Genomic DNA, 20196 nt, shown 5'->3' with positions numbered 1-20196 from the left:
ACGGCCGGTTCGAGCAGTCACGCGAGGTCGGTCTCCGGAAGCACCTGCTCGCCGCCGGAGCCTTCCGCCCCTTCCGAGCTGGATGTTTCGGCCTCCGAGGCCGCTGAATCGTCGGCATCGGAGTCGGAGTCGCGACCCTGCTCGACGTTCTCGACGTCGTCCTGAGCATCCTCAGCGCTCTCGCGAACGACTTCCGGGTTCTGGTCTTCCATGACAGCACCTTTCTCTCTGACATCATTCGTTGGCGACGAGTGTAGGTGGCCGTACGACTTGCTTCAAGGCCGTCGCGAAGTCGATCGAAACCTCGCAGATTGGAGGTGCAGCTCCGTTTCAGGAGCTCGGCTTCACTGCAGGAGCTTTCGGACGACCGAGGGGAGAGCACACGCGATGACCATAGGAAAAGACCTCCGGAACGCAGTACAGACTCCTGGTTCTTGGACCACGGCGTACACCGATGGGACCAGCGACGAGCCTCAGACCGTCGAGGAAGCGCGGGAGGGACGCACGCTGCGCCAGCTCGCCGACAGGGGTGCTCCGGAGGGAGACGTCGACGCGATCCGCGACGTCCTGCAGGAGCGCACTGGAGGAGCGAACCCGACCACACTCTTCCTCCTGGCGCACAACGGAGAAATCGTCGTTCGCGAGGAGTTCGTCGGGCCGCGCCACGGCCCGGAAGTGTTCGAGCACGGGCCGCTACCCGTGCTCGTGCCGCTGCTCCGGCACCGGGGAAAGATGCTTCGCTATCTCGTGGTGGAGACCTCTCGTGACGGAGCCGACGTCTGCCTCGAGATCGCCGGCCAGCGCGACGGCACCACCTCCGAGCGCGTGGAAGGACGCACCGATTCGCTGCCGAAAGTGCAGGCGGGCGGATGGTCGCAGCCGCGCTGGCAGCGACACTCCGAGGAGATCTGGAAGCACACGCAGTCAGAGGTCGCAGAAGTGGTCGAGCGCCTGACCCGAGAAGCGTCGCCGGCCTTCATCGCGCTGGCCGGCGACGTGCGTGCGCGACAGCTGCTCCGCGATCAGCTCTCGCCCGAGAGCGCGAAGCTCGTGGTCGAGGTCGACGCGAACACTCGGGCCGACGGATCCGATGACTCCGCCCTGCGAGAGGCCATCGAGCACGCGCTCGACGACGTGTTCGCGCGCGAAATGTCGGGAGCGATCGATGCGACCCAGGCCGAGGGCGGTCGGCTGCGGGCCGAGGGCGTCGATGCGGTCGTCGCCGCGCTGCAGCAGGCCCAGGTGTCTCAGCTCTTCCTCGACGCGCGCATGATCGCGGCGCCCTCCGACGACGACGTCGCGACGCTCGGAGCGCTCGACGCGGAGCCCTGGGTCGCTGCCGACGGCGCCGCATTCGAAGCCGCCACCGAGATCGCGCGGCAGCCGGTCGCCGAGGCGCTGGCTCGCGCCGCGGTGCTGACCGACGCGCATGTGCGCATCTGCGAAGACGAGCCCGAAGCGGATGATGCGGTGCGCGAGGAGCGCGACGCGCGCCCGCCGTTCGCGCTCCTGCGCTGGTAGCAGTGCGAGTTCGCGGACGTGCACGGAGAACGGACGAGGGGGAGATCAGTGGGAGATTCGAACGAGCAGGGCACCGTCGCGGACGCGATCGTCAGGCGGCTCTCGGCGTGGGGCGTCGATCGGTTGTACGGGTACTCGGGTGACGGGAACAACCCGCTGCTCGGGGCGGTGCGCCGCGGCGGGGGAGCCCCGAGGTTCATTCAGGCGCGGCACGAGGAGAGTGCGGCGTTCATGGCCGTCGGAGACGCGAAGTACTCCGGTGGTGTCGGCGTCGTCACCTCGACGCAGGGCCCCGGTGCCATCCACCTGCTCAACGGGCTCTACGACGCGAAGCTCGACAGCGTTCCGGTCGTCGCGCTCGTCGCGCAGCAGCACCGCAGTGTGCTCGGCTCCGACTACCAGCAGGAGGTCGACCTGCAGACGCTCTTCCACGACGTCGCGGCCCCCTTCGTGCAGCTCGTCAGCGCACCCGAGCAGATCTATCTGGCGATCGACCGCGCCTTCCGCTCCGCTTTAGCACGAAAGCAGCCGACCGTGGTGATCCTGCCGCACGACGTGCAGGAGGCGCCGGCGCCCGACCTCGGGCAGGAGCACGGCCACGTGGTCACGGCGCCGCTCTCAGCGCGGGGCGTGCCCCGTCCGCTCGCGGAGGATCTCGACGCCGCCGTGGACGTGCTCGCGGCCGGAGAGCGCATCACGATCCTCGCCGGTCGCGGCGTCGCGCACGCGCAATCCGAGGTCCACCGCCTCGCCGATCACCTGGGAGCCGCCCTGACGACCAGTCTGCTCGGCAAACCCTATATCGACGAGCGACTGCCGCTCTCGGCCGGGACGATGGGCCATCTCGGCACCGACGCCGCCGAGTTCGCGCTGCAGGAGTGCGACACCCTGCTGATCGTCGGGTCGAACGACCCGTGGACGGAGTTCTACCCCGCGCCCGGCCAGGCCCGTGCGGTGCAGATCGACATCGATGCCGCGGTGATCGCGAACCGGTACCCCGTGGAGGTGGGGCTGGTCGGCGACGCTCGCGACACGCTCGAAGCGCTCCTCGCTCGCCTGGAGCCGCGCGGGGCGACGCCGTGGCGCGAGAGCGTCGAGCGCGCCGTGCAGGAGTGGCATGACACGGCGCGGTTGCGTTCCGAGGTGTCGGCGCCGCCGCTCAACCCGGAACTCGCCGTGCGAGAGTTCGGCGCGAAGCTCACGCACGATACGCGCCTCGCGAGCGATGTCGGGAGCTGCGTCTACCACTACGCACGCCAGATCCGCCTGCCCGGTTCGATGCAGGCGCACCTGTCGAGCACGCTGGCGAGCATGGGGTGCGGCGTCCCGTACGGACTCGCCGCGAAGGAGTCGGACTCGGCTCGTCCCGTCGCCGTGCTGGCCGGCGATGGCGCGATGCAGATGCTCGGAAACGCCGAGCTCATCACCGTCGCGCAGCGGTGGAGCACGTGGGAGAACCCGCAGTTCGTCGTGCTGGTGCTGCAGAATCACGATCTCGCCGAGGTGAGTTGGGAGCAGCGCGAGATGGGAGCGCAGCCGCGGTTCGTTCCCTCGCAGGAACTGCCCGAGTTCGCCTACGCCGAGTATGCGAAGATGCTCGGCTTGCACGGGATCCGGGTGGACGCCGCCGAGCAGCTGCCCGCGGCGCTGACGGAGGCCTTCGCGGCGGAGCGCCCCGTCGTCATCGACGCGATCGTGTCGCAGCATGTGCCGCTCATGCCGCCGTTCCCCGGTGCGCGGGAGAAGCTGCGCCCCATGCGCGAGGGCCTGCATGCCGAGGGCGAGCGGGGGAAGGAAGCGCTTCGGCTGCTCGAGGCGTACGAGCGGATCGCGGACCAGCCTCGCGCGTAGTGCGGACTGGCCGCGAGGGCCGGGAGGGGTGACGCGGCCCATTGCATCGAACGTGTTCGGGCGCAACCCTCCTGCGCCGAGGGCGCGCGCACCGATAGACAAGCAGCATCGGACGACGGAAGGGACCTGCGTGCACCAGAGCGAAATCACCGCGACCACCGAGAGCGAGCTGCACATCACCAACCCCGGCGACGGGACGACCGTCGGACGCATCACCGTATCGAGCGAGTCCGAGATCCGACAGGCGATTCGGAGTGCGCGTGAGGCGCTCCCCGCCTGGCGGCGGACTCCTCCGGCGCAGCGGGGGCACGCGCTGCGGGCGGCGGCACATGCCCTGGCCGAGCGCGAAGCGGAGGTCGCCGACCTCCATCACCGCGAGACCGGTCGGGACGTGGAGGGGGCACTCGGAGGGGTGCGAGCCGCAGTCGATACGCTGCTGCAGTACTCCGAGCTGGCGCCGGTGCACCGGGGGCGCAGTCTGCTGGGCGCGGGTACGGCGCTCGACGTCATGCGACCGGAGCCGCGAGGCGTCGCGGCGATCGTGACGCCGTGGAACGATCCCGTCGCCGTGAGCGCGGGTCTGATCGGCGCCGCGCTGGGCATGGGCAACGCGGTCGTGCACAAGCCGAGCGAGCGCTGCCCGCACCTGGGAGTGCTGCTGGGAGATATTCTGAGCGAGCACCTGCCGGCCGGCGTGCTGGCGACGGTGACGGGAGGCGCTCGAGAGGGCGAGATGCTCGTCGGCACTTCGGAGGTCGACCTCGTCGCACACGTCGGTTCCACGCACGCCGGAGAGCGGATCGCCCGCAGCGTCGCGCTGACAGGAGCGCACCTCGTGCGCGAGAACGGCGGCAACGACGCACTGATCGTGGATTCGGATGTGCCCGTGCAGTGGGCCGCGGAGCAGGCGGCGATCGGGGCCTTCACCAACAGCGGCCAGATCTGCACCGCGGTCGAACGGATCTTCGTGCACCGCGACATCGCCGAGCAGTTCATCGACGCGCTCGCCGCGGAGGCGGAGCGCTGGACCGCGGAGGGGCGCATCGTGCCGCTCGTGGATGAGCGCATGCGGCAGTCCGTTCACGAGCAGGTGCAGGCCGCGGTGGATCGCGGTGCCGGGGTGCGCTTCGGGGGCGTCGTGCCCGAGGGGGCGGGCAGCGCATACCCCGCGACCGTGCTCGAAGCCTGCACACCCGACATGACGGTGATGCGCGAGGAGACGTTCGGTCCGGTCGCTCCGGTCATGGTGGTAGCCGACTTTTCGGAGGGGCTGGAGCGCGCTGCGGCCGACGAGTACGGGCTCTCCGCATCGGTGCTCACGCGGAGTCTGAGTCATGCGCACGAGGCGATCGACCGCCTCGCCGTGGGCACCGTCAAGATCAATAACGTATTCGGGGGTGCGCCTGGAGGCGCCGCGCAGCCGCGCGGTCGCAGTGGTGCGGGGTTCGGGTACGGTCCGGAGCTGCTCGACGAGATGTCGACCATGAAAGTCGTGCACCTCGAAGAGATTCCCGGGTAGGACCCGTCTACGTGCCCCGCCCGCACGCCGAGCCCCTGCCGACGCCGCCTCCGCATGGGAGGCCGCGCTGGCAGGGGCTCGGCAGGTGATGGCGCCGCGGAAGCGACTACTTCAGCGCGTCCTTCCCCTTCTCTGCAGCCTGCTTGAGGTCCGCCTTCGCCTGATCGGCACGGCCCTCGGCCTCGAGCTTCTCGTTATCCGTCGCCTTGCCAACGGTCTCCTTCGCCTTGCCGGCGAGGTTTTCGGCTGCATTCTTGATCTTGTCGTCGAGTCCCATGACGTTCACCTTTCGTCGGTTGGATCGGGCGCCCGCCCGAGGGTGATGGGGTCATCACGTTCCAACACTCAATTTGTAACACAATATCTTTGTAATTCACAGAGTGTGTCGACGGGCGGTCGTGAGTCGACGAATGGGTGGATAGTGGCACGGGTGCCTGACAAGCGCGTTCATAGATCAGATCTATGCTGAATGGAGCAGGTTTGACGGGAGGACACCCATATGGAACGTAGCGACGCATCGCCGAGCGGAACCGCCTCGGCCGCACCCGGGTACCGGCTCACGGGCCGTCGGGAGGCGAAGCCGCCCGCGGCGACGTCGGTGCACTTCGCCCCGGGGGCGCGCGTGCCCAGTGCCACCACGGCGACGATGGACGGGCCCGAGCACGCCTCCGAGCCCTTCGCATACGACGCGATCCTGCTCTCGGGGTTCGGTGGGCCGGAAGGCCAGGAGGATGTGCTGCCGTTCCTGCGCAACGTCACCCGCGGGCGCGGCATTCCCGACGAGCGGCTGGAGGAGGTCGCTCATCACTACCGCCACTTCGGCGGCGTGAGTCCGATCAACGATCACAATCGCGAGCTGCTCTCGGCCCTCCGCGACGCGCTGCAGTCGGCCGGCGTCGAGATTCCGGTCTACTGGGGCAATCGCAACTGGGCGCCGTACCTCGACGAAGCCCTCGAGCGGGCGGCGGCGGACGGGGTGCGCACCATGCTCGCGATCCCGACGAGCGCGTACTCGTCGTACTCCTCATGCCGTCAGTACCGGGAGGATTGGGCCGACGCGCTCGAGAGCGCCGGCCTGCAGCAAACCCTCAGCATCGACAAAGTGCGACAGTTCTTCTCCCACCCCGGGTTCTTGCAGCCGTTCATCGAGGGCGTGCGCGCGGGCGTCGAGCAGGCGCTCGCGGCGGGCAACAGCGCTGATCAGATCGAGATCATGTTCGCCACCCACAGCATCCCGACCGCGGATGCCGAGTTGTCGGGTGCCGGGCTCTTCACCGACACCGACGGCGGCGGCTACGCCGCGCAGCACCTGGCCGCAGCTGCCGAGATCATCGCGCAGGCGGCCCCCGAGATCTCGTGGCAGTTGGTCTACCAGTCGCGGTCGGGCCCGCCCTCGCAGCCCTGGCTCGAACCCGACATCAATGATGCGATCACCGAACTCGACGGGCGCACCGCCGTCGTGATCGTGCCGCTCGGGTTCGTCAGCGATCACATGGAGGTCATGTGGGACCTCGATGAGGAGGCGACGGAAACGGCGACGGATCGCGGACTCTGGGTGACGCGAGTGCCGACTCCCGGCGTGCATCCCGCCTTCGTGGGGGCGCTCGTGGATCTGGTGCAGGAGCGTCTCGAGGGCCGCCCGGTCGGGGAGCGAGCGAACCTCACGACGATCGGTCCCTGGTTCGACGTGTGCAGGCCGGGGTGCTGCGAGAATCCGAGGCTGGGCTTCAAGCCCGCGATCGCGGGCCTGCAGCCCTGATCCGACCGCCGCTCAGCGCCGCCGTGCTCGTGCTCACGAGTGCGGCGGCGCTGCTGCGTTCACGAGAACATTGGACTTGGTTTAAGAAAGAATTAAAGTCAACTTCTTACATTTACCGGCGCGCCGCTCGACGTGCGGCGCGACACCTGGCACGCTACGGGGGGAGTCGGTGACGGCGACTTTGATCCGCGGACCCGAAAAGCGGGCCGCGGCGACCAATCAATGGCGCACCGGCAGACCCTCAGCGAGCCGTGCGCCCGAGGGGAGACCAGCGTTGCAGTACCCGATGAGTCCCAGCGAGCTCGCCGAAGAACTCGGCCACAACCCCGGCGTGCACCCGGGGCATCGGGTGCGCAAGTTCCTGCGACTGCGCTACCCGGATCACCCGAGCCATCAGCCGTGGTTGCTCGACAAGGAGATGGCCGATGCTGTGCGCGCCCACTTCGAGGTTCGCAATCACTTCGACCGCCGAGCGGGCAGGCGGCCGCGCCTGCTCGATCGGTAGCGCAAGCTCACCTCGCCCGGCCCCTGCGGGGCGGAGTCACGCCACCTCGTTGAGCGCCGCGGTCAGGTTGCCGAGCACGCGAATCGTGGTCTCCGCGTCCTGCTTCGGGATGCCATTGGCGGCCGCGATCAGCGCGGCGTGATGCTCTTCGAACGCCGCGTCGACCTCATTGATCGCGACGCCGGTGGGCTTCAGAAAGCGCGCGCGGCGATCGGTCGGATGGGGATCCCGCGTCACCAACGACTTCTTCACGAGGCGATCGATCACGTTCGTCACGTTCGCGCTCGACGTGTTGAGCATGGTGATGAGATCTTTGGGGCTGATCGGCTGGTCGTTGCGGTCGGCCTGCACGATGTAACGCAGGGCGCGCAGATCCTGACTGTGCAATCCCGAGTGATCGAGCGAGCGGGCCTCCTGCCGCTGCTGGGCGCCTCGCAACTGCTGCATCGCAGTGATGAGCGAGCGCGCGGAGTCCGTGATGGGCTCAGTGGAGTACAGGTGCTCCTCTTCGCTGCTGATGATGCTCTTCACGACACTTCCTTACCGCGCGTAATCTTGGTCCCCTGACCATTTTAGGACAGATTTTAATACAGATCGCGACTAGTACAGGACGCGCACGCGTTCGTTCGTGCACTGCGCACGGGGCACGGTGCCGGCCGTCAGCTCGTGGATCGCACCTTGAACCAGAGGGCGAGTTCGCGCGCGGCGCGAGCCGTCGTCGCATCGTCGGCACCCTGCTCGAGGTCGGTGAAGGTATCGCGGAACCCGATCGGCACCGGCTTCCCGCTGGTGCGCATGCGCTGATACCCCATGGTCCAACTGGAGAACTGCCGCTCCGCGATCGGCTCATCGATGAGCACGCGCACGTCGGTGTGACGCGAGTCGGCGGAGATGTCGGTCATCAGCTCGGCGAGGTGCTCCTCCGAGCCCTCGAGAAACTGCACGAAGCTGCCATTGCGGTACGACAGCATGCCCGTGACCTGCAGTGCGGCGTTGCGAGATCTGGCCTGTTCGAGCAGCGCGTCGAGTTCCGCGTCGCTGAAGGGTCGGGTGGCGACGCTCGTGTAGACGAGCGATCTCACCATCTCGGAAGACGTTCGGATACCCGCCTCGGGCGACGTGACGTTGCGCTCCATCTCACGCGACTCCGCTCTCATCGAATGCGGCGTTCGACGCGTCTCTCAGTGCGGCCATAGCGCCGTCGAGTTCGGAGTACTGCCCGATCGGGCGCGAGAACTGGTCGCACACGACGTACAGGCCCGACTCCTCGACATCGATGAATCCGAGAAACTCGCCGTCGCGGCTCCCGACGAAGAAGTCATCCTCGATCCTCGCCCAGGTGATCGCACCCGCGAGACGGTTCGTACTGACACTCATTGCATACCTTCCATAAATGCCATCGACAAGAAGTCGCACAGAACACGATGGGCAGTGAGGAGACGACGGAGCGCGTCCGCCGCAATCCTATCGGCGAGCACGCGTGGAGCCGAGGGTGTGCAACGGCTTGTGACGCGGCGGGGAGCGCGATACCGTCGCTGACGAGCACGACAACGCTGCCGCCGAAAGCCGCGGAGCAGCGCAGGACATGTCACGGCACCGCGTGACTGAGAGGTCGGGGGATACGACGAACGGGAACGCCACATCCGCAGGGAAGCTCCCGACATCGTCGAGGGACGCAGCGCGAGACGGCACGGGCATGGCGCGCCGACTGGCGTGGTGGGCCGCCGACTACGTCTACGCACTCCGGTGGCAGGCCCGCGCGATCTGGGATCGCTCCGGGCCCCGCGACTTCCTGAGCGGCTCCGGATCGCCCATCGTGGTGCTCCCCGGCGTGTACGAGCCGTGGAGGTTCATGCTGCCGCTGATCCGCCGACTGCATCGGGACGGCCACCCCGTGCACGTGCTGGACCCGCTTCGCAACAACCGGGTGCCGGTGGCCGAGGGTGCACGGATCGTCGACGAATATCTCGCAGTGGCCGGGCTCGCCGATGTGGTGCTCGTCGCCCACAGCAAGGGCGGACTCATCGGGAAGCACGTCATGGCATTCGGCCGGCACGCCGATCGCGTGCGCTCGATGGTGGCCATCGCGTCACCCTTCGGCGGATCGCGATACGCGCGCTACCTGCTCGGCCGCACGCTGCGCGCCTTCTCGCCGGTCGACCCCACGATCGTGCTCCTCGCCGAGGCGCCTCAGGTCAACGCCCGCATCGTCTCCGTCTACGCGCGCTTCGACCCGCACATTCCCGAGGGCAGCGAGCTCGACGGAGCGCGGAACGTGCCGGTCGACACCGGCGGTCACTTCCGCATTCTCGATGCTGTCAAGACCGTCGCGACCGTGCGAGAAACGGCGAATGATGGTGACGAGCAGCGGAGGCGCAGCGCCTCCGCGGAGGAGACGGGGGTGCGAATGAATCGTAGCGCAGAACATCAGGCTGACAGCACCGAGGGGCTCAGTGCGCCGACGGGGGAGGAGGCAGCGCTTCGCGCGATCCCTCGCGAAGACGGCGAGGCGCCGCGCGTGCTCGTGCTGGGCGCCACCGGGTACCTCGGGGGCCGGCTCGTGCCGCGACTGCTGAACGCCGGGTACCGGGTGCGCACGCTCTCGCGTTCCGAAGAGCGGATTCGCGCGTATCCGTGGTCGGACGAGATCGAGATCCAGGTGGGCGACGCCGGGGATCGCGACGCCATGTCGCGGGCCGTTCGCGATGTCGACATCATCGTGTACCTCGTGCATTCGATGTCGAGCGGTGCGAAATTCGCCGAGAAGGATCGCGAGATCGCCGAGAACGTCGCCGCTCGAGCGCACGATGCCGGTGTGTCGCGCATCGTCTACCTCGGCGGCCTGCACCCGAACGGGGTGAAGCTCTCTCCGCACCTCGCCTCGCGCAAGGAGGTGGGGGAGATCCTGCTCGCATCCGGAGTGCCGACACTCGACTTGCAGGCGGGGGTCGTGATCGGATCGGGCTCCGCCTCCTTCGAGATGGTGCGGCACCTCACCGAGGTGCTACCCTACATGCCCGCGCCGAAATGGGTGCGCAACTTCATCCAGCCGATCGCCGTGCGCGACGTGCTGCACTATCTGCTCGCGGCGGCGCGCGTCGATCACGACGTCAATCGAGCGCTCGACATCGGCGGCCCCGACGTGCTGCGGTACGGGCAGATGATGAACGGGTACGCGGTCGAGGCCGGTCTGCCGCAACGGGGCATCGCTTCCCTGCCGGTGCTGACGCCCCGCCTGGCGTCGCACTGGGTCGGCCTGGTGACCCCCGTGCCGACCTCGATCGCGCGCCCGCTCGTCGAATCGCTCCAGCACCGATGCGTGATGCAGAATCACGATGTCGACGCGATCCTGCCGCAGCCGGAGCACGGTCTGACGCCGTATCGCGAAGCCGTGCGACTCGCGCTCGGGCGCATCGAGCTCGATCGCGTCGAGACGAGCTGGGTCGACGCCCGGGTGACCGCCCCGAGCGAGCCCCTGCCCAGCGACCCCGAGTGGGCCGGCCGCACCGTCTTCACCGATCGGCGCGAGCGCGAATCGACGGCGTCGCCAGAGGCCGTGTGGGCGGTGATCACGCAGATCGGGGGCGAAACCGGCTGGTACTCGTCACCGCGACTCTGGGCCCTGCGCGGTTGGTACGACCGCATCACCGGCGGCGTGGGATTGCAGCGCGGGCGGCGCTCGCGAACCCGGCTCGTCGTCGGCGATGCGGTGGACGTGTGGCGCGTCGAGTCGATCGAGCCGGGTCGCATGCTCCGATTCCGAGCGGAGATGCGCGTGCCCGGACTCGCCTGGCTCGAACTGTCGGTCGACCCGACGGCCCACGGGTCCATCTACCGGCAGCGCGCCGTGTTCTTCCCCCGCGGGCTCAAGGGGCGACTGTACTGGCTCGCGATGCTGCCCTTCCACGGCCTCATCTTCAGTGGAATGGTCGCGCGCATCGTCGGTCTCGCCGAAGGGGAGCGGCGCGGTGATGTCACGAGCGAGCGGGTGGGTGAATCGTCAAGCGAATAGATTGCACACGACTTGTGTAAAATATCGTGTAGTGCGTCGCCGGGACCGGAGGGGGGAGCCATGCCGCAGAGGATCATCGCGAACGAGTCGGAGCATCTGTATGCGCCGGGGCCCGCCACCGAGGCCGGGCAGGCCCTTTCCGCCGCGCTGCTGCGCATGCGTCGCGCCGAGCAGCGGCAGGAGGCGCGGTCGCTCGGCCGCTCCGGGCTCTCCGGGCTCGATCTGCGCGCCCTGCGCTACCTGGTTCAGGCGGAGCGCGACGGCCGCAACCTCGGGCCGAAAGATCTGGTCGGCATGCTCGGCACCTCGAGCGCCAATGTGACCAATGTCGTCGATCGTCTCGTGAAGCGGCAGCTGGTCACGCGCACCGAGCATCCCACCGATCGTCGCGCCCACCATCTCCGTCCGACGGAGGCGGCATTCACCGATGTCGACTCGATCTTCATGCGGCACCACGCCGCCCTCGTCTCCGAGATCGACACGATCGACGCGGACGACGCCGCGGCGGCCGCGCGCGTGCTCGGGCGTCTGACTCGCGCCCTCGACGATCTCGACGACCTCGATTGAACCCGCCCCCACACCCTCATTCCCGTCCGATTTTCCGGACTCACCGAACCAGCGGTCTCGCATTCGCCTTCGAGAGATGCGGAATCCGAAGGAGCATCGAATGTCCTCACCCCTCGAACCGAAAGGCGCCGGAGCATTCTGGCGCGGATGGCTCTCGCGCTTCCAGCCGAAGCGGCGCGAGCCCCGGCGGCTGACCGTCGACGACGTCCACGTGGTCGATCGCCCCATGCTCAAGCGAGCCATCGCGGGAACCGTCGTCGGCAACCTCATGGAGTGGTACGACATCGGCATCTACGGGTACCTCGCCGTCATCATCGGGCGTGTCTTCCTCCCCGACGCCTCTGATGGCGCTCAGGCGCTCTTCTCGCTGGGCGTCTTCGCCGTCACGTTCGTCGCCCGACCGCTCGGGGGCATCGTGCTCGGCCAGCTCGGCGACCGTATGGGCCGTCAGAAGGTGCTCGCCCTCACGCTGATCATGATGGCGACCGCCACGTTCCTGATCGGCGTGCTGCCCGACTTCTCCGTCTTCGGCGTCTTCGCACCGATACTGCTCATCGTGCTGAAGCTGGCGCAGGGCTTCTCGACGGGGGGCGAGTACGCGGGTGCCACGACCTTCATCACCGAGTACGCACCGGACCGCAAGCGCGGCTTCTACGCCTCCCTGCTCGACATGGGCTCGTACCTGGGGTTCGCCCTGGGCGCCGCCTTCGTCTCGATCCTGCAGCTCACCCTGTCCGAGGAGGTGATGGAGGGCTTCGCGTGGCGCATCCCCTTCCTCGTCGCACTCCCGCTCGGTCTCGTCGCCATCTACTTCCGGCTCAAGATCGAAGACACGCCCGCGTTCCAGGAGGCCCGCGATGCGGCGGAGCGCGCGACCGAAGCGGCGGAGGCGTCGGCCGATGCACCGAAGGGCGTCATCGCCCTCGTGCGCGCCTACTGGAGGGAACTGCTGACGGCGTTCGTGCTCGTCGCGGCTGCGAACACCGTCGGGTACGCGCTCACCTCGTACATGCCGACCTACCTCACCGGCACGCTCGATTACGACCCGGTGCACGGCAATCTGCTGACCCTGCCGGTGCTCGTCGGCATGGCCCTCTGCATCCCCCTGACGGGCAAGCTCTCCGACCGCATCGGGCGCCGCAAGGTGCTGTTCATCGGCGCGATCACCGCGATCGTGCTGGCCGTCCCATCGTTCCTCTTCATGATGCACGGCGAGATCTGGTCGACGCTCCTGGGGCTCGCGCTGCTGGCCGTGCCCGTCACGTTCTACGTCGCGAATCTCGCATCGTCGTTGCCCGCGCTCTTCCCGACCTCGTCGCGGTACGGCGGCATGGGCATCTCGTACAACCTCTCCGTCGCACTCTTCGCGGGCACCGCGCCCGTCATCATGGAGTCGCTCGTGCAGGCCACGGGATCGGCACTCGCGCCGGCCTTCTACGTGATCGGCACGTCGATCGCCGGGTTCGTCGCGGTCGTGCTCCTCAAGGAGTCGGCCCGGCGACCGCTCCCAGGCGCCATGCCGAGCGTGGAGACGGAAGCGGAGGCCGAGGAGCTCGTGCTGGGGCAGGACACGAACCCGGATCTCGATCTCGACGAGCTGTTCCCCGAGAGAATCCGCGAGCGGGGCGGAGACGAGCGCACCGAACGCGATCCTGCATCGAACTGATGACCGCGCCCGAACGCACCGCCGACGGCCGCTACATCATCGTGAACGGCCGACGGTGGCGCGCGACCGACCCCGAGCTGCCCGACCGCCTCGTCGCGCCCCTGAAGTCCGAGCTCGGGAGCGCGCGCTCCCGCATCCGATCCGCCCCCGACGATGCTGCTCGCGAGGCCCTCAGGGATCGCGTCCAGCTCGCGAAAGAGGGCCTCGGAGAGCGAGGTACGGCCTGGTGGGAGATGAGCGCGAGCGACCGGATCGCCCGGGCGGAGGATCGGCTGCGGCGTCTGACCGCATCGTCGCCGTGATCCTGCCGCGCTAGCATGTTCGCCGATCGATCCCAAGGGCCTGTGTCGCTCGCGCTCCGCTGCGGCAAGCTCAGAGGGTGCCGAACGGGAAGTCGAACGGGAAGTCGAACCAAACGTCACCAGTGACGGTCGTGGTCAGACGCGGTCTGAATCGCGCCAAACCGATCTTCACGCGGTATCGTCTGCTGCTTGCGCTGAAGGCCGCGATCGGGGTGACGGTCGCCTGGCTCGTCGGGCGGCTCCTGCCGGGCGAGCTGAACGACTACGCCTACTACGCCCCGCTGGGTGCGCTGCTCGGCGTCGCGCCCACGATCGTGAGTTCGGTGCGCACGAGCGTCGAGCTCATCGTGAGCATCTCGATCGGGCTGGGCATCGGATGGGTGCTCGTCGCGAGCGGACTGCCCTGGTACGTGCGCGCCCCGCTCGCCGCCGGTGCCGGAATGCTTATCGCCGGCATCCGCAAGCTCGGCGAGGGCAGCGTGTACGTGCCCATCGCCGCGGTCTTCGTGGTCATCATCGGCGCCGGCGATCCCGACTCCTACGTCGCGGGGTACATCGCGCAGTTCGCGATCGGTCTGCTGGTCGGCACGGTCGTGAATCTCGTGTTCATCCCGCCGCTGATGTACGGCTACGCACGAGGGCGCATCGCCGACCTGAAGAGCGACTTCGCTTCGGCGACCGAGGATCTCGCGACCGTGCTCACCACCGAGTGGCCGCCGGATCGCGCCGACTGGCTCGACGATGCGCGCCGGCGGCAGCGATCCGTCGACGAGGCGGAAGAGATGGTGCGCGAGGCGAAGGAGAGCGGCCGGGGCAATCCGCGTGCGATGTGGAGGCGGTACGACGCGTCGAGCGATGACGCCGACATCGAAGCGCTGCGGTACGTCGGCCTGCGACTCGCGGATATCTCCGACGCGCTCGGTGGAGCGATCTGGCATCAACCTGTCGCGGTGACAATCCCCGACGAGTCGATCGAGTCGCTCGGCACGGCGCTCGGCGAGATCGCCGAGTACATTCGCGCCTGGAACACGGGGGTCGACATCGATGAGACACGGGAGCGCAGCGCGAACGCCGTGCAGGAGGTCGGCGAGGTCTTCGAGCGATCCGCGACGGAGTCAGGCTTCGGCACCATCGTCTTCGCGCTGCGCAGCATGCTCGGCCGTATCGACGAGCGCATCGAGGACGCCCGCTCCGCCGAAGCCTGAAGGGCGTCGGGGCGACTGCCGCTCCTGCCGCTCCTGCCGCTGCCGCCACTCCGACCGCTCCGGCCGCTGCCGCTTCCGCCGCTCCGGCCGCTGCCGCTTCCGCCGCTCCTCACTCAGCGGGGTCACTTCGGGAGGGTGTTGCAACGCGTTCGCCGCGCAACACCCTCCCGAAGTGACCCCGCTCGCGGGGGTGGGTGGGCGGGCGGTTGTGCGGCTGGAGAGAGTGCGGCGGCGGCAGCTGCTGCACGGTAAGGCTTCGGGCGGATCAGTCGGCGTGGATCGCCGCGATCCTCACCGACTCGAGCTGTTCGGCCCGCGTGGGCGCGATGTGCACGGTGACGAGCTCGTCGACGTCGGCGAACTTCGCGAACGCCTCGAGCTCGTCGTGCACCCGCTGGGCCCCGCCGATGGCGGTGTACTGCATCATGCCGCGGATCTCCCGGCCGGCCGGAGTGTCGATCAGCTGCGTCGCCTCATCGGCGGTGAGCTCCCGCTCGCGGCCGCGCGACAGGAAGCGGCGCACGCGGTCGACTTCGGCGCGCGCGAAGAGCGACTCCGCTTCGCCATCCGTCTCGGCCGCGACCACATTGATCCCCGCACTCGCGTAGGGCTCGGGGTGCGCCTCGCTCGGCACGTAGTGCGAGCGGTAGTGCTCGATCGCCGCCTTCAGCGCCTGCGGCGCGAAGTGCGAGGCGAAGGAATAGGGGAGGCCGTACTGGGCTGCGAGGCTCGCGCCGAACAGACTCGAGCCGAGGATCGTCAGCGGCACCCGCGTACCTCGCCCCGGGTACGCGTTCACCGCATTGCGGGGCAGTTCGTCCGAGAGGTAGCGCTGCAGCTCGGCGACGTCGTTCGGGAACGCCTCGGCCGCCTCGTAGGTTCGGCGCAGCGCCCGGAATGTGGCGCCGTCGGTGCCGGGCGCGCGGCCGAGTCCGAGGTGAATGCGGCCGGGATGCAGTTCGGCGAGCGTGCCGAACTGCTCCGCGATGACGAGCGGCGAGTGGTTCGGCAGCATGACGCCGCCGGCCCCGAGGCCGATCGACGTCGTCTGCGATGCGATGTGGGCGATGAGCACCGACGTGGCACTCGACGCGATCGACGGCATGTTGTGGTGCTCGGCGTACCAGATGCGCCGGTACCCGCTCATCTCGGCCAGCTGCGCGACATCGACGGAGTGACGGAACGCGTCGGCGATGGTGCCATCCGCTTCGACGGTTGCCAGATCCAGAATCGAAAGCGGGGTTGCAGTCATAGAGAGTGCAACCCCGTTCGATCAGCGCCTATTCCTCAGCGCAGGCGGCCCGAGTCCGCCCTCGGCTGAATCAGGCGGGGTCGATGATCGAGAGCAGCATGTGGCCGTTCGCAACGGTCTGCCCGACCGGCGCGTCGACTCCCGCCACGACCCCCGAGCGGTGCGCATAGATCGACTGCTCCATCTTCATGGCCTCGAGCACGAGGAGCAGGTCGCCCTCTGCGACCTCCTGCCCGTCGCCGACGGACACCTTGACCACGGTGGCCTGCATCGGAGCGGTGACGCCGTCTCCGGCGGCCGCGGCGATGCCGGCGCCCTTCGCGCGGCGCGGCGCAGGCCCGCGAGTGACCTCCTGGTCCACGAGCGGCAGCAGTGTGGCGGGCATGGTCACCTCGACGCGGCGTCCCTCGACCTCCACGGTCACGCTGCGGCGCTTGTCGTCCTGCCCGATCGGCGGCACCTCACCCTCCCAGGGCTCGATGTCGTTGACGAACTCGCGCTCGATCCACAGGGTGTAGACGCCGAACGCGCCGTCGGCGGCCGTGAACGCGGGATCGCGCACGATCTTGCGGTGGAACGGGAGCACGGTGGGGAGGCCCTGGATCTCGAACTCGTCGAGTGCGCGCCGTGAGCGCTCGAGCGCCTCCTCGCGGGTCGATCCCGTGACGATCAACTTGCCGAGCATCGAGTCGAACGCGCCCGAGACGACGTCGCCCGAGGCGACACCGGTATCGATGCGCACGCCGGGGCCGGCGGCGGGCTTGAACAGCGTCACCGGGCCGGGGGCGGGGAGGAACCCGTGACCGGGATCCTCGCCGTTGAGACGGAACTCGAAGGAGTGCCCCCGGGGCTCGGGGTCGGCGTAGTCGATCGTGCCGCCCTCGGCGATGCGGAACTGCTCGCGCACGAGGTCGATCCCGGTGACCTCCTCCGACACCGGGTGCTCGACCTGGAGACGCGTGTTGACCTCGAGGAAGGAGACCGTGCCGTCCTTCGCGACGAGGAACTCGCAGGTGCCCGCTCCGACGTACCCGACCTCCGCGAGGATCGCCTTCGAGGCGGCGTACAGCTGCGCGTTCTGCTCGTCCGTGAGGAACGGCGCGGGCGCCTCTTCGACGAGTTTCTGGTGACGGCGCTGCAGCGAGCAGTCGCGGGTGGAGACGACGACGACGTTGCCGTGCTGGTCGGCGAGGCACTGGGTCTCGACGTGGCGGGGCTTCTCCAGGTACTTCTCGACGAAGCACTCGCCGCGGCCGAACGCGGCGACCGCCTCGCGCGTCGCCGATTCGAAGAGCTCGGCGACCTCGTCGCGCTCGTAGGCGACCTTGAGCCCGCGACCGCCGCCGCCGAATGCCGCCTTGATGGCGATCGGCAGCCCGACCTCGTCGGCGAAGGCGAGCACCTCCTCGGCGTTCTGCACCGGATCGCTCGTACCGGCGGCGAGCGGTGCTCCCACCTTCTCCGCCACGTGACGGGCCGACACCTTGTCGCCGAGCCGTTCGATCGCGTCGGGCCCCGGCCCGATCCAGGTCATCCCGGCGTCCATGACGGCGCGGGCGAAGTCGGCGTTCTCGGCGAGGAAGCCGTAGCCCGGGTGCACCGCGTCGGCTCCCGAGCGGCGCGCGACTCCGAGGAGCTTCTCGATGACGAGGTAGGTCTCGCTGCTGGTCGTGCCGCCGAGCGCGTAGGCCTCGTCCGCGAGCTGGGCGTGCATCGCGTCTCGATCTTGATCTGCGTAGACGGCCACCGAAGCGATTCCGCTGTCTGCAGCAGCTCGGATGATACGGACGGCGATCTCACCGCGGTTGGCGATGAGCACTTTACGGATGCGCGACATGAGGTACAGCCTATTCGAGGGCCGCGGCGGAGCCTTGGATATATGGCACAAACCTTTTCGCGAATCGTTACCGGAATCAGACTGTATTCCGGCCGTCGGAGCCGCTCGGTACACTTGCAGCGTGGTGAATCCAGAGATCCAAGGCAGGGTGTATCCGTCGACCGCTCCGTATCTCGTGGGGCGCGAGAAGGTGCGCGAATTCGCGCGCGCTGTGCTCAGCGCGTCTCCGCTGCATCACGATGTGGAGGCGGCCCGCGCCGCGGGGTTCGCCGATGTCGTCGCCCCGCCGACGTTCGCCGTCGTGGTGCAGGAGGCGACCCTCGCCCAGCTGCTCGCCGACGATGAGGCGGGCGTCGACTTCTCCCGCGTCGTGCACGGGGACCAGCGGTTCACGTACACGCGCCCCATCGTCGCGGGAGACGAGCTCACCGCGACGCTCACGATCACCGCGGTCAAGCAGCTCGGCGGCCACTCGATGGTGACCGCGTCGAGCAACATCGTCGATGGCGCAGGCGAGCACGTGGTCACGGCCGTTTCGACACTCGTGGTGCGCGCCGCCGAGGAGGAGAACGCATGACCACCCCAGATTTCGCATCCCTCTCGACAGGCGATGTCGTCGCCGAGCGCGAGCTCGAGTTCACCCGCGATCGTCTCGTGCGGTACGCGGGCGCCTCGGGCGACTTCAACCCGATCCACTACCGCGACGACATCGCGGTCTCGGTCGGTCTCCCGGGTGTGCTCGCGCACGGCATGCTGACGATGGGGGTTGCGGGATCCGTCGCGACCGACTGGCTCGGCACCGCCGGAAGCGTGCGCGACTTCCAGTCCCGATTCACGCGCCCCGTGCCCGTTGATGCCGTGGAGGGCGCGCGCATCACCGTCACTGCCACGGTCGGCGCGATCGACGCCGATGCCCGCACGGCGCGCATCGATCTGAAGGTGACGTTCGACGGCGCGACCGTGCTGGGCAAGGCGCAACTCGTGGCGGCGTTCGCCTGATGATTCCCGAGATCGAACCCGAACCCGCGGGTGACGGCACCCCGTTCTCGGAGCTCACGACGATGCGCGTGGGCGGGCCGGCGGAGCGAGTGCTCGTCGCCCACGCCACCGATGAGCTCGTGGCGTACGCGCAGGGCCTCTGGGATACCGACGAGCCCTGGATGCTGCTCGGCGGCGGCTCGAACACGGTGATGAACGACGCCGGCTTTCCCGGTACGGTGCTGCTCGTGCGCACCACCGGCATCTCCCCGGTCGAGGACGATGCGCTGCCCGAAGGCAGGATCCGGCTCCGCGTGCAGGCGGGTCACGACTGGGATCACCTGGTCGCCACCTGCGTCGAGAACGGGTGGTCGGGCGTCGAGGCGCTCTCGGGGATCCCGGGGCTCGCCGGGGCGGCCCCGGTGCAGAACATCGGAGCCTACGGCCAGGAGCTGTCGGATGTGCTCCACTCCATCGAGTTCCTCGATCGCGAGCGGGGTCACGCGCGCCGGATCCCTGCCGACGCGCTCGGCCTGGCGTACCGCGACTCGGCGATCAAGCAGGGGCTCGAGGGCGTCGTGCTGTCGATCGACATCGTGCTGGGCGTCGGCGAAACCTCCCCGGGACGGCACGCGGATGCAGCACCCGAGGTGCTCTCCGAGCCGATCGCCTACGGGCAGCTCGCGAACGCGCTCGGCGTCGAGCTGGGGGATCGGGTGCCGATCCGCGATCTGCGCGATTCCGTGCTGCGGCTGCGTGCGTCCAAGGGGATGGTGCTCGATGCCGAGGATCGCGACAGTTGGAGCTGCGGATCCTTCTTCACGAACCCGATCGTGTCAGAGCGGTTCGCGCGCGATCTGCCGGAGAACGCGCCCAAGTTCCCGCAGCCCGTGCCGGAGCCGGAGGACGCCGTCACCACGTTCGCCGAGCTCGAGGCAGGCCTCCCGGTGCGCGTGCCCGAACCGACGCCGGAGCGAATGGTGAAGCTCTCGGCGGCCTGGCTCATCGATCAGGCCGGAGTGCGGCGCGGCTTCCGGCTGCCCGGCTCGGGTGCGGCCATCTCGTCGAAGCACACGCTCGCGATCACGAACCAGGGCGGTGCCACCGCCGACGACGTGGCAGAACTCGCGCGCTTCGTCGTGCAGCGCGTGCAGCAGGAGTTCGGCGTGATCCTCGTCCCGGAACCCAATCTGTACGGCATCGAACTGTAGCCGCGGCGATG

Annotated in this window: 20 protein-coding genes; 13 read left to right on the top strand and 7 right to left on the bottom strand. The window is 68.7% G+C overall.

Going from position 1 to position 20196, the window contains the following annotated elements; genetic code table 11:
* Window positions 1-17: 17 nt before the first annotated feature.
* Window positions 18-212: a hypothetical protein gene (locus tag PQI23_RS08260; RefSeq protein WP_339973403.1), complete on the bottom strand. Its 195-nt coding sequence runs from the start codon at window positions 210-212 to the stop codon at window positions 18-20.
* Window positions 213-387: 175 nt separating this feature from the next.
* Between PQI23_RS08260 and PQI23_RS08255 the strand changes: the two genes are divergently transcribed.
* From PQI23_RS08255 to PQI23_RS08245, 3 genes are all read left to right on the top strand, one after another.
* Entirely contained in the window at window positions 388-1521 is a 1134-nt protein-coding gene (locus PQI23_RS08255; RefSeq protein WP_339973401.1) for a baeRF2 domain-containing protein, read from the top strand.
* A 48-nt stretch (window positions 1522-1569) separates the two neighbouring features.
* Window positions 1570-3372 carry a thiamine pyrophosphate-requiring protein gene (locus tag PQI23_RS08250; RefSeq protein ID WP_339973400.1) on the top strand — a complete coding sequence of 601 codons (1803 nt, stop codon included), beginning with the start codon at window positions 1570-1572 and terminating at the stop codon, window positions 3370-3372.
* A gap of 130 nt (window positions 3373-3502) precedes the next feature.
* Window positions 3503-4891: an aldehyde dehydrogenase family protein gene (locus PQI23_RS08245; RefSeq protein WP_339973398.1), complete on the top strand. Its 1389-nt coding sequence runs from the start codon at window positions 3503-3505 to the stop codon at window positions 4889-4891.
* A 106-nt stretch (window positions 4892-4997) separates the two neighbouring features.
* Here PQI23_RS08245 and PQI23_RS08240 read toward each other — a convergent pair whose 3' ends face one another.
* The gene (locus PQI23_RS08240) at window positions 4998-5168 is read right to left on the bottom strand and encodes a CsbD family protein (protein WP_339973396.1); all 171 of its coding nucleotides are present in this window, start codon (window positions 5166-5168) and stop codon (window positions 4998-5000) included.
* 222 nt (window positions 5169-5390) lie between these two features.
* Between PQI23_RS08240 and PQI23_RS08235 the strand changes: the two genes are divergently transcribed.
* The gene (locus PQI23_RS08235) at window positions 5391-6650 is read left to right on the top strand and encodes a ferrochelatase (protein ID WP_339973393.1); all 1260 of its coding nucleotides are present in this window, start codon (window positions 5391-5393) and stop codon (window positions 6648-6650) included.
* Window positions 6651-6936: 286 nt separating this feature from the next.
* Window positions 6937-7155: a hypothetical protein gene (locus PQI23_RS08230; RefSeq protein WP_029608055.1), complete on the top strand. Its 219-nt coding sequence runs from the start codon at window positions 6937-6939 to the stop codon at window positions 7153-7155.
* 36 nt (window positions 7156-7191) lie between these two features.
* Here PQI23_RS08230 and PQI23_RS08225 read toward each other — a convergent pair whose 3' ends face one another.
* The 3 genes from PQI23_RS08225 to PQI23_RS08215 all read right to left on the bottom strand — a co-directional run bounded on the left by PQI23_RS08225 (window position 7192) and on the right by PQI23_RS08215 (window position 8532).
* On the bottom strand, window positions 7192-7686 hold the full coding sequence (locus tag PQI23_RS08225; protein WP_339973389.1) for a MarR family winged helix-turn-helix transcriptional regulator: 495 nt from the start codon (window positions 7684-7686) through the stop codon (window positions 7192-7194).
* Between the two features lie 128 nt (window positions 7687-7814).
* A complete protein-coding gene (locus tag PQI23_RS08220) occupies window positions 7815-8291 on the bottom strand; it encodes a BLUF domain-containing protein (RefSeq protein WP_339973387.1) in 477 nt (158 codons plus the stop codon).
* 1 nt (window position 8292) lies between these two features.
* A complete protein-coding gene (locus PQI23_RS08215) occupies window positions 8293-8532 on the bottom strand; it encodes a hypothetical protein (RefSeq protein ID WP_339973385.1) in 240 nt (79 codons plus the stop codon).
* A gap of 1030 nt (window positions 8533-9562) precedes the next feature.
* Between PQI23_RS08215 and PQI23_RS08210 the strand changes: the two genes are divergently transcribed.
* The 5 genes from PQI23_RS08210 to PQI23_RS08190 all read left to right on the top strand — a co-directional run bounded on the left by PQI23_RS08210 (window position 9563) and on the right by PQI23_RS08190 (window position 14907).
* Entirely contained in the window at window positions 9563-11167 is a 1605-nt protein-coding gene (locus PQI23_RS08210; protein ID WP_339973469.1) for an SDR family oxidoreductase, read from the top strand.
* A 60-nt stretch (window positions 11168-11227) separates the two neighbouring features.
* On the top strand, window positions 11228-11734 hold the full coding sequence (locus tag PQI23_RS08205; protein WP_339973383.1) for a MarR family winged helix-turn-helix transcriptional regulator: 507 nt from the start codon (window positions 11228-11230) through the stop codon (window positions 11732-11734).
* A 100-nt stretch (window positions 11735-11834) separates the two neighbouring features.
* On the top strand, window positions 11835-13400 hold the full coding sequence (locus tag PQI23_RS08200; RefSeq protein ID WP_339973381.1) for an MFS transporter: 1566 nt from the start codon (window positions 11835-11837) through the stop codon (window positions 13398-13400).
* Window positions 13400-13702, top strand: coding sequence for a biopolymer transporter Tol (locus tag PQI23_RS08195; RefSeq protein ID WP_339973379.1), 303 nt, complete (start codon window positions 13400-13402; stop codon window positions 13700-13702). Before PQI23_RS08200 ends, PQI23_RS08195 begins: the two co-directional genes overlap by 1 nt.
* Window positions 13703-13824: 122 nt before the next feature.
* Window positions 13825-14907 carry an aromatic acid exporter family protein gene (locus PQI23_RS08190; protein ID WP_339973377.1) on the top strand — a complete coding sequence of 361 codons (1083 nt, stop codon included), beginning with the start codon at window positions 13825-13827 and terminating at the stop codon, window positions 14905-14907.
* Between the two features lie 265 nt (window positions 14908-15172).
* Here PQI23_RS08190 and PQI23_RS08185 read toward each other — a convergent pair whose 3' ends face one another.
* Together PQI23_RS08185 and PQI23_RS08180 are read right to left on the bottom strand one after the other, a co-directional pair.
* On the bottom strand, window positions 15173-16159 hold the full coding sequence (locus PQI23_RS08185) for an LLM class flavin-dependent oxidoreductase (protein ID WP_339973375.1): 987 nt from the start codon (window positions 16157-16159) through the stop codon (window positions 15173-15175).
* A 70-nt stretch (window positions 16160-16229) separates the two neighbouring features.
* Window positions 16230-17996 carry an acetyl/propionyl/methylcrotonyl-CoA carboxylase subunit alpha gene (locus PQI23_RS08180; RefSeq protein ID WP_339973373.1) on the bottom strand — a complete coding sequence of 589 codons (1767 nt, stop codon included), beginning with the start codon at window positions 17994-17996 and terminating at the stop codon, window positions 16230-16232.
* Window positions 17997-18117: 121 nt separating this feature from the next.
* On the opposite strand from PQI23_RS08180, the gene PQI23_RS08175 reads away from it, so the two are divergent.
* The 3 genes from PQI23_RS08175 to PQI23_RS08165 are packed head-to-tail and all read left to right on the top strand — an operon-like array spanning window position 18118 to window position 20185.
* Window positions 18118-18573, top strand: coding sequence for an FAS1-like dehydratase domain-containing protein (locus PQI23_RS08175; RefSeq protein WP_339973371.1), 456 nt, complete (start codon window positions 18118-18120; stop codon window positions 18571-18573).
* Window positions 18570-18995, top strand: coding sequence for a MaoC/PaaZ C-terminal domain-containing protein (locus PQI23_RS08170; RefSeq protein WP_339973369.1), 426 nt, complete (start codon window positions 18570-18572; stop codon window positions 18993-18995). The genes PQI23_RS08175 and PQI23_RS08170 overlap by 4 nt, the downstream gene beginning before the upstream one ends.
* Entirely contained in the window at window positions 18995-20185 is a 1191-nt protein-coding gene (locus tag PQI23_RS08165; RefSeq protein ID WP_339973366.1) for a UDP-N-acetylmuramate dehydrogenase, read from the top strand. Before PQI23_RS08170 ends, PQI23_RS08165 begins: the two co-directional genes overlap by 1 nt.
* Window positions 20186-20196: the final 11 nt, after the last annotated feature.

The sequence above is a fragment of the Leucobacter sp. USCH14 genome (assembly GCF_037619215.1).
GTDB lineage: Bacteria > Actinomycetota > Actinomycetes > Actinomycetales > Microbacteriaceae > Leucobacter.
Note: the sequence above shows the minus strand (reverse complement) of the source record. Positions and strands in the feature narration are given on the sequence as shown.

What these genes read in the sequence shown, in the direction of transcription:
- PQI23_RS08210 (WP_339973469.1), top strand. Translation starts at nt 9,563, where the DNA reads ATGAATCGTAGCGCAGAACATCAGGCTGACAGCACCGAGGGGCTCAGT.
- PQI23_RS08200 (WP_339973381.1), top strand. Translation starts at nt 11,835, where the DNA reads ATGTCCTCACCCCTCGAACCGAAAGGCGCCGGAGCATTCTGGCGCGGA.
- PQI23_RS08180 (WP_339973373.1), bottom strand. Translation starts at nt 17,996, where the DNA reads ATGTCGCGCATCCGTAAAGTGCTCATCGCCAACCGCGGTGAGATCGCC.
- PQI23_RS08205 (WP_339973383.1), top strand. Translation starts at nt 11,228, where the DNA reads ATGCCGCAGAGGATCATCGCGAACGAGTCGGAGCATCTGTATGCGCCG.
- PQI23_RS08260 (WP_339973403.1), bottom strand. Translation starts at nt 212, where the DNA reads ATGGAAGACCAGAACCCGGAAGTCGTTCGCGAGAGCGCTGAGGATGCT.
- PQI23_RS08165 (WP_339973366.1), top strand. Translation starts at nt 18,995, where the DNA reads ATGATTCCCGAGATCGAACCCGAACCCGCGGGTGACGGCACCCCGTTC.
- PQI23_RS08170 (WP_339973369.1), top strand. Translation starts at nt 18,570, where the DNA reads ATGACCACCCCAGATTTCGCATCCCTCTCGACAGGCGATGTCGTCGCC.
- PQI23_RS08230 (WP_029608055.1), top strand. Translation starts at nt 6,937, where the DNA reads ATGAGTCCCAGCGAGCTCGCCGAAGAACTCGGCCACAACCCCGGCGTG.
- PQI23_RS08185 (WP_339973375.1), bottom strand. Translation starts at nt 16,159, where the DNA reads ATGACTGCAACCCCGCTTTCGATTCTGGATCTGGCAACCGTCGAAGCG.
- PQI23_RS08240 (WP_339973396.1), bottom strand. Translation starts at nt 5,168, where the DNA reads ATGGGACTCGACGACAAGATCAAGAATGCAGCCGAAAACCTCGCCGGC.
- PQI23_RS08220 (WP_339973387.1), bottom strand. Translation starts at nt 8,291, where the DNA reads ATGGAGCGCAACGTCACGTCGCCCGAGGCGGGTATCCGAACGTCTTCC.
- PQI23_RS08195 (WP_339973379.1), top strand. Translation starts at nt 13,400, where the DNA reads ATGACCGCGCCCGAACGCACCGCCGACGGCCGCTACATCATCGTGAAC.
- PQI23_RS08235 (WP_339973393.1), top strand. Translation starts at nt 5,391, where the DNA reads ATGGAACGTAGCGACGCATCGCCGAGCGGAACCGCCTCGGCCGCACCC.
- PQI23_RS08255 (WP_339973401.1), top strand. Translation starts at nt 388, where the DNA reads ATGACCATAGGAAAAGACCTCCGGAACGCAGTACAGACTCCTGGTTCT.
- PQI23_RS08215 (WP_339973385.1), bottom strand. Translation starts at nt 8,532, where the DNA reads ATGAGTGTCAGTACGAACCGTCTCGCGGGTGCGATCACCTGGGCGAGG.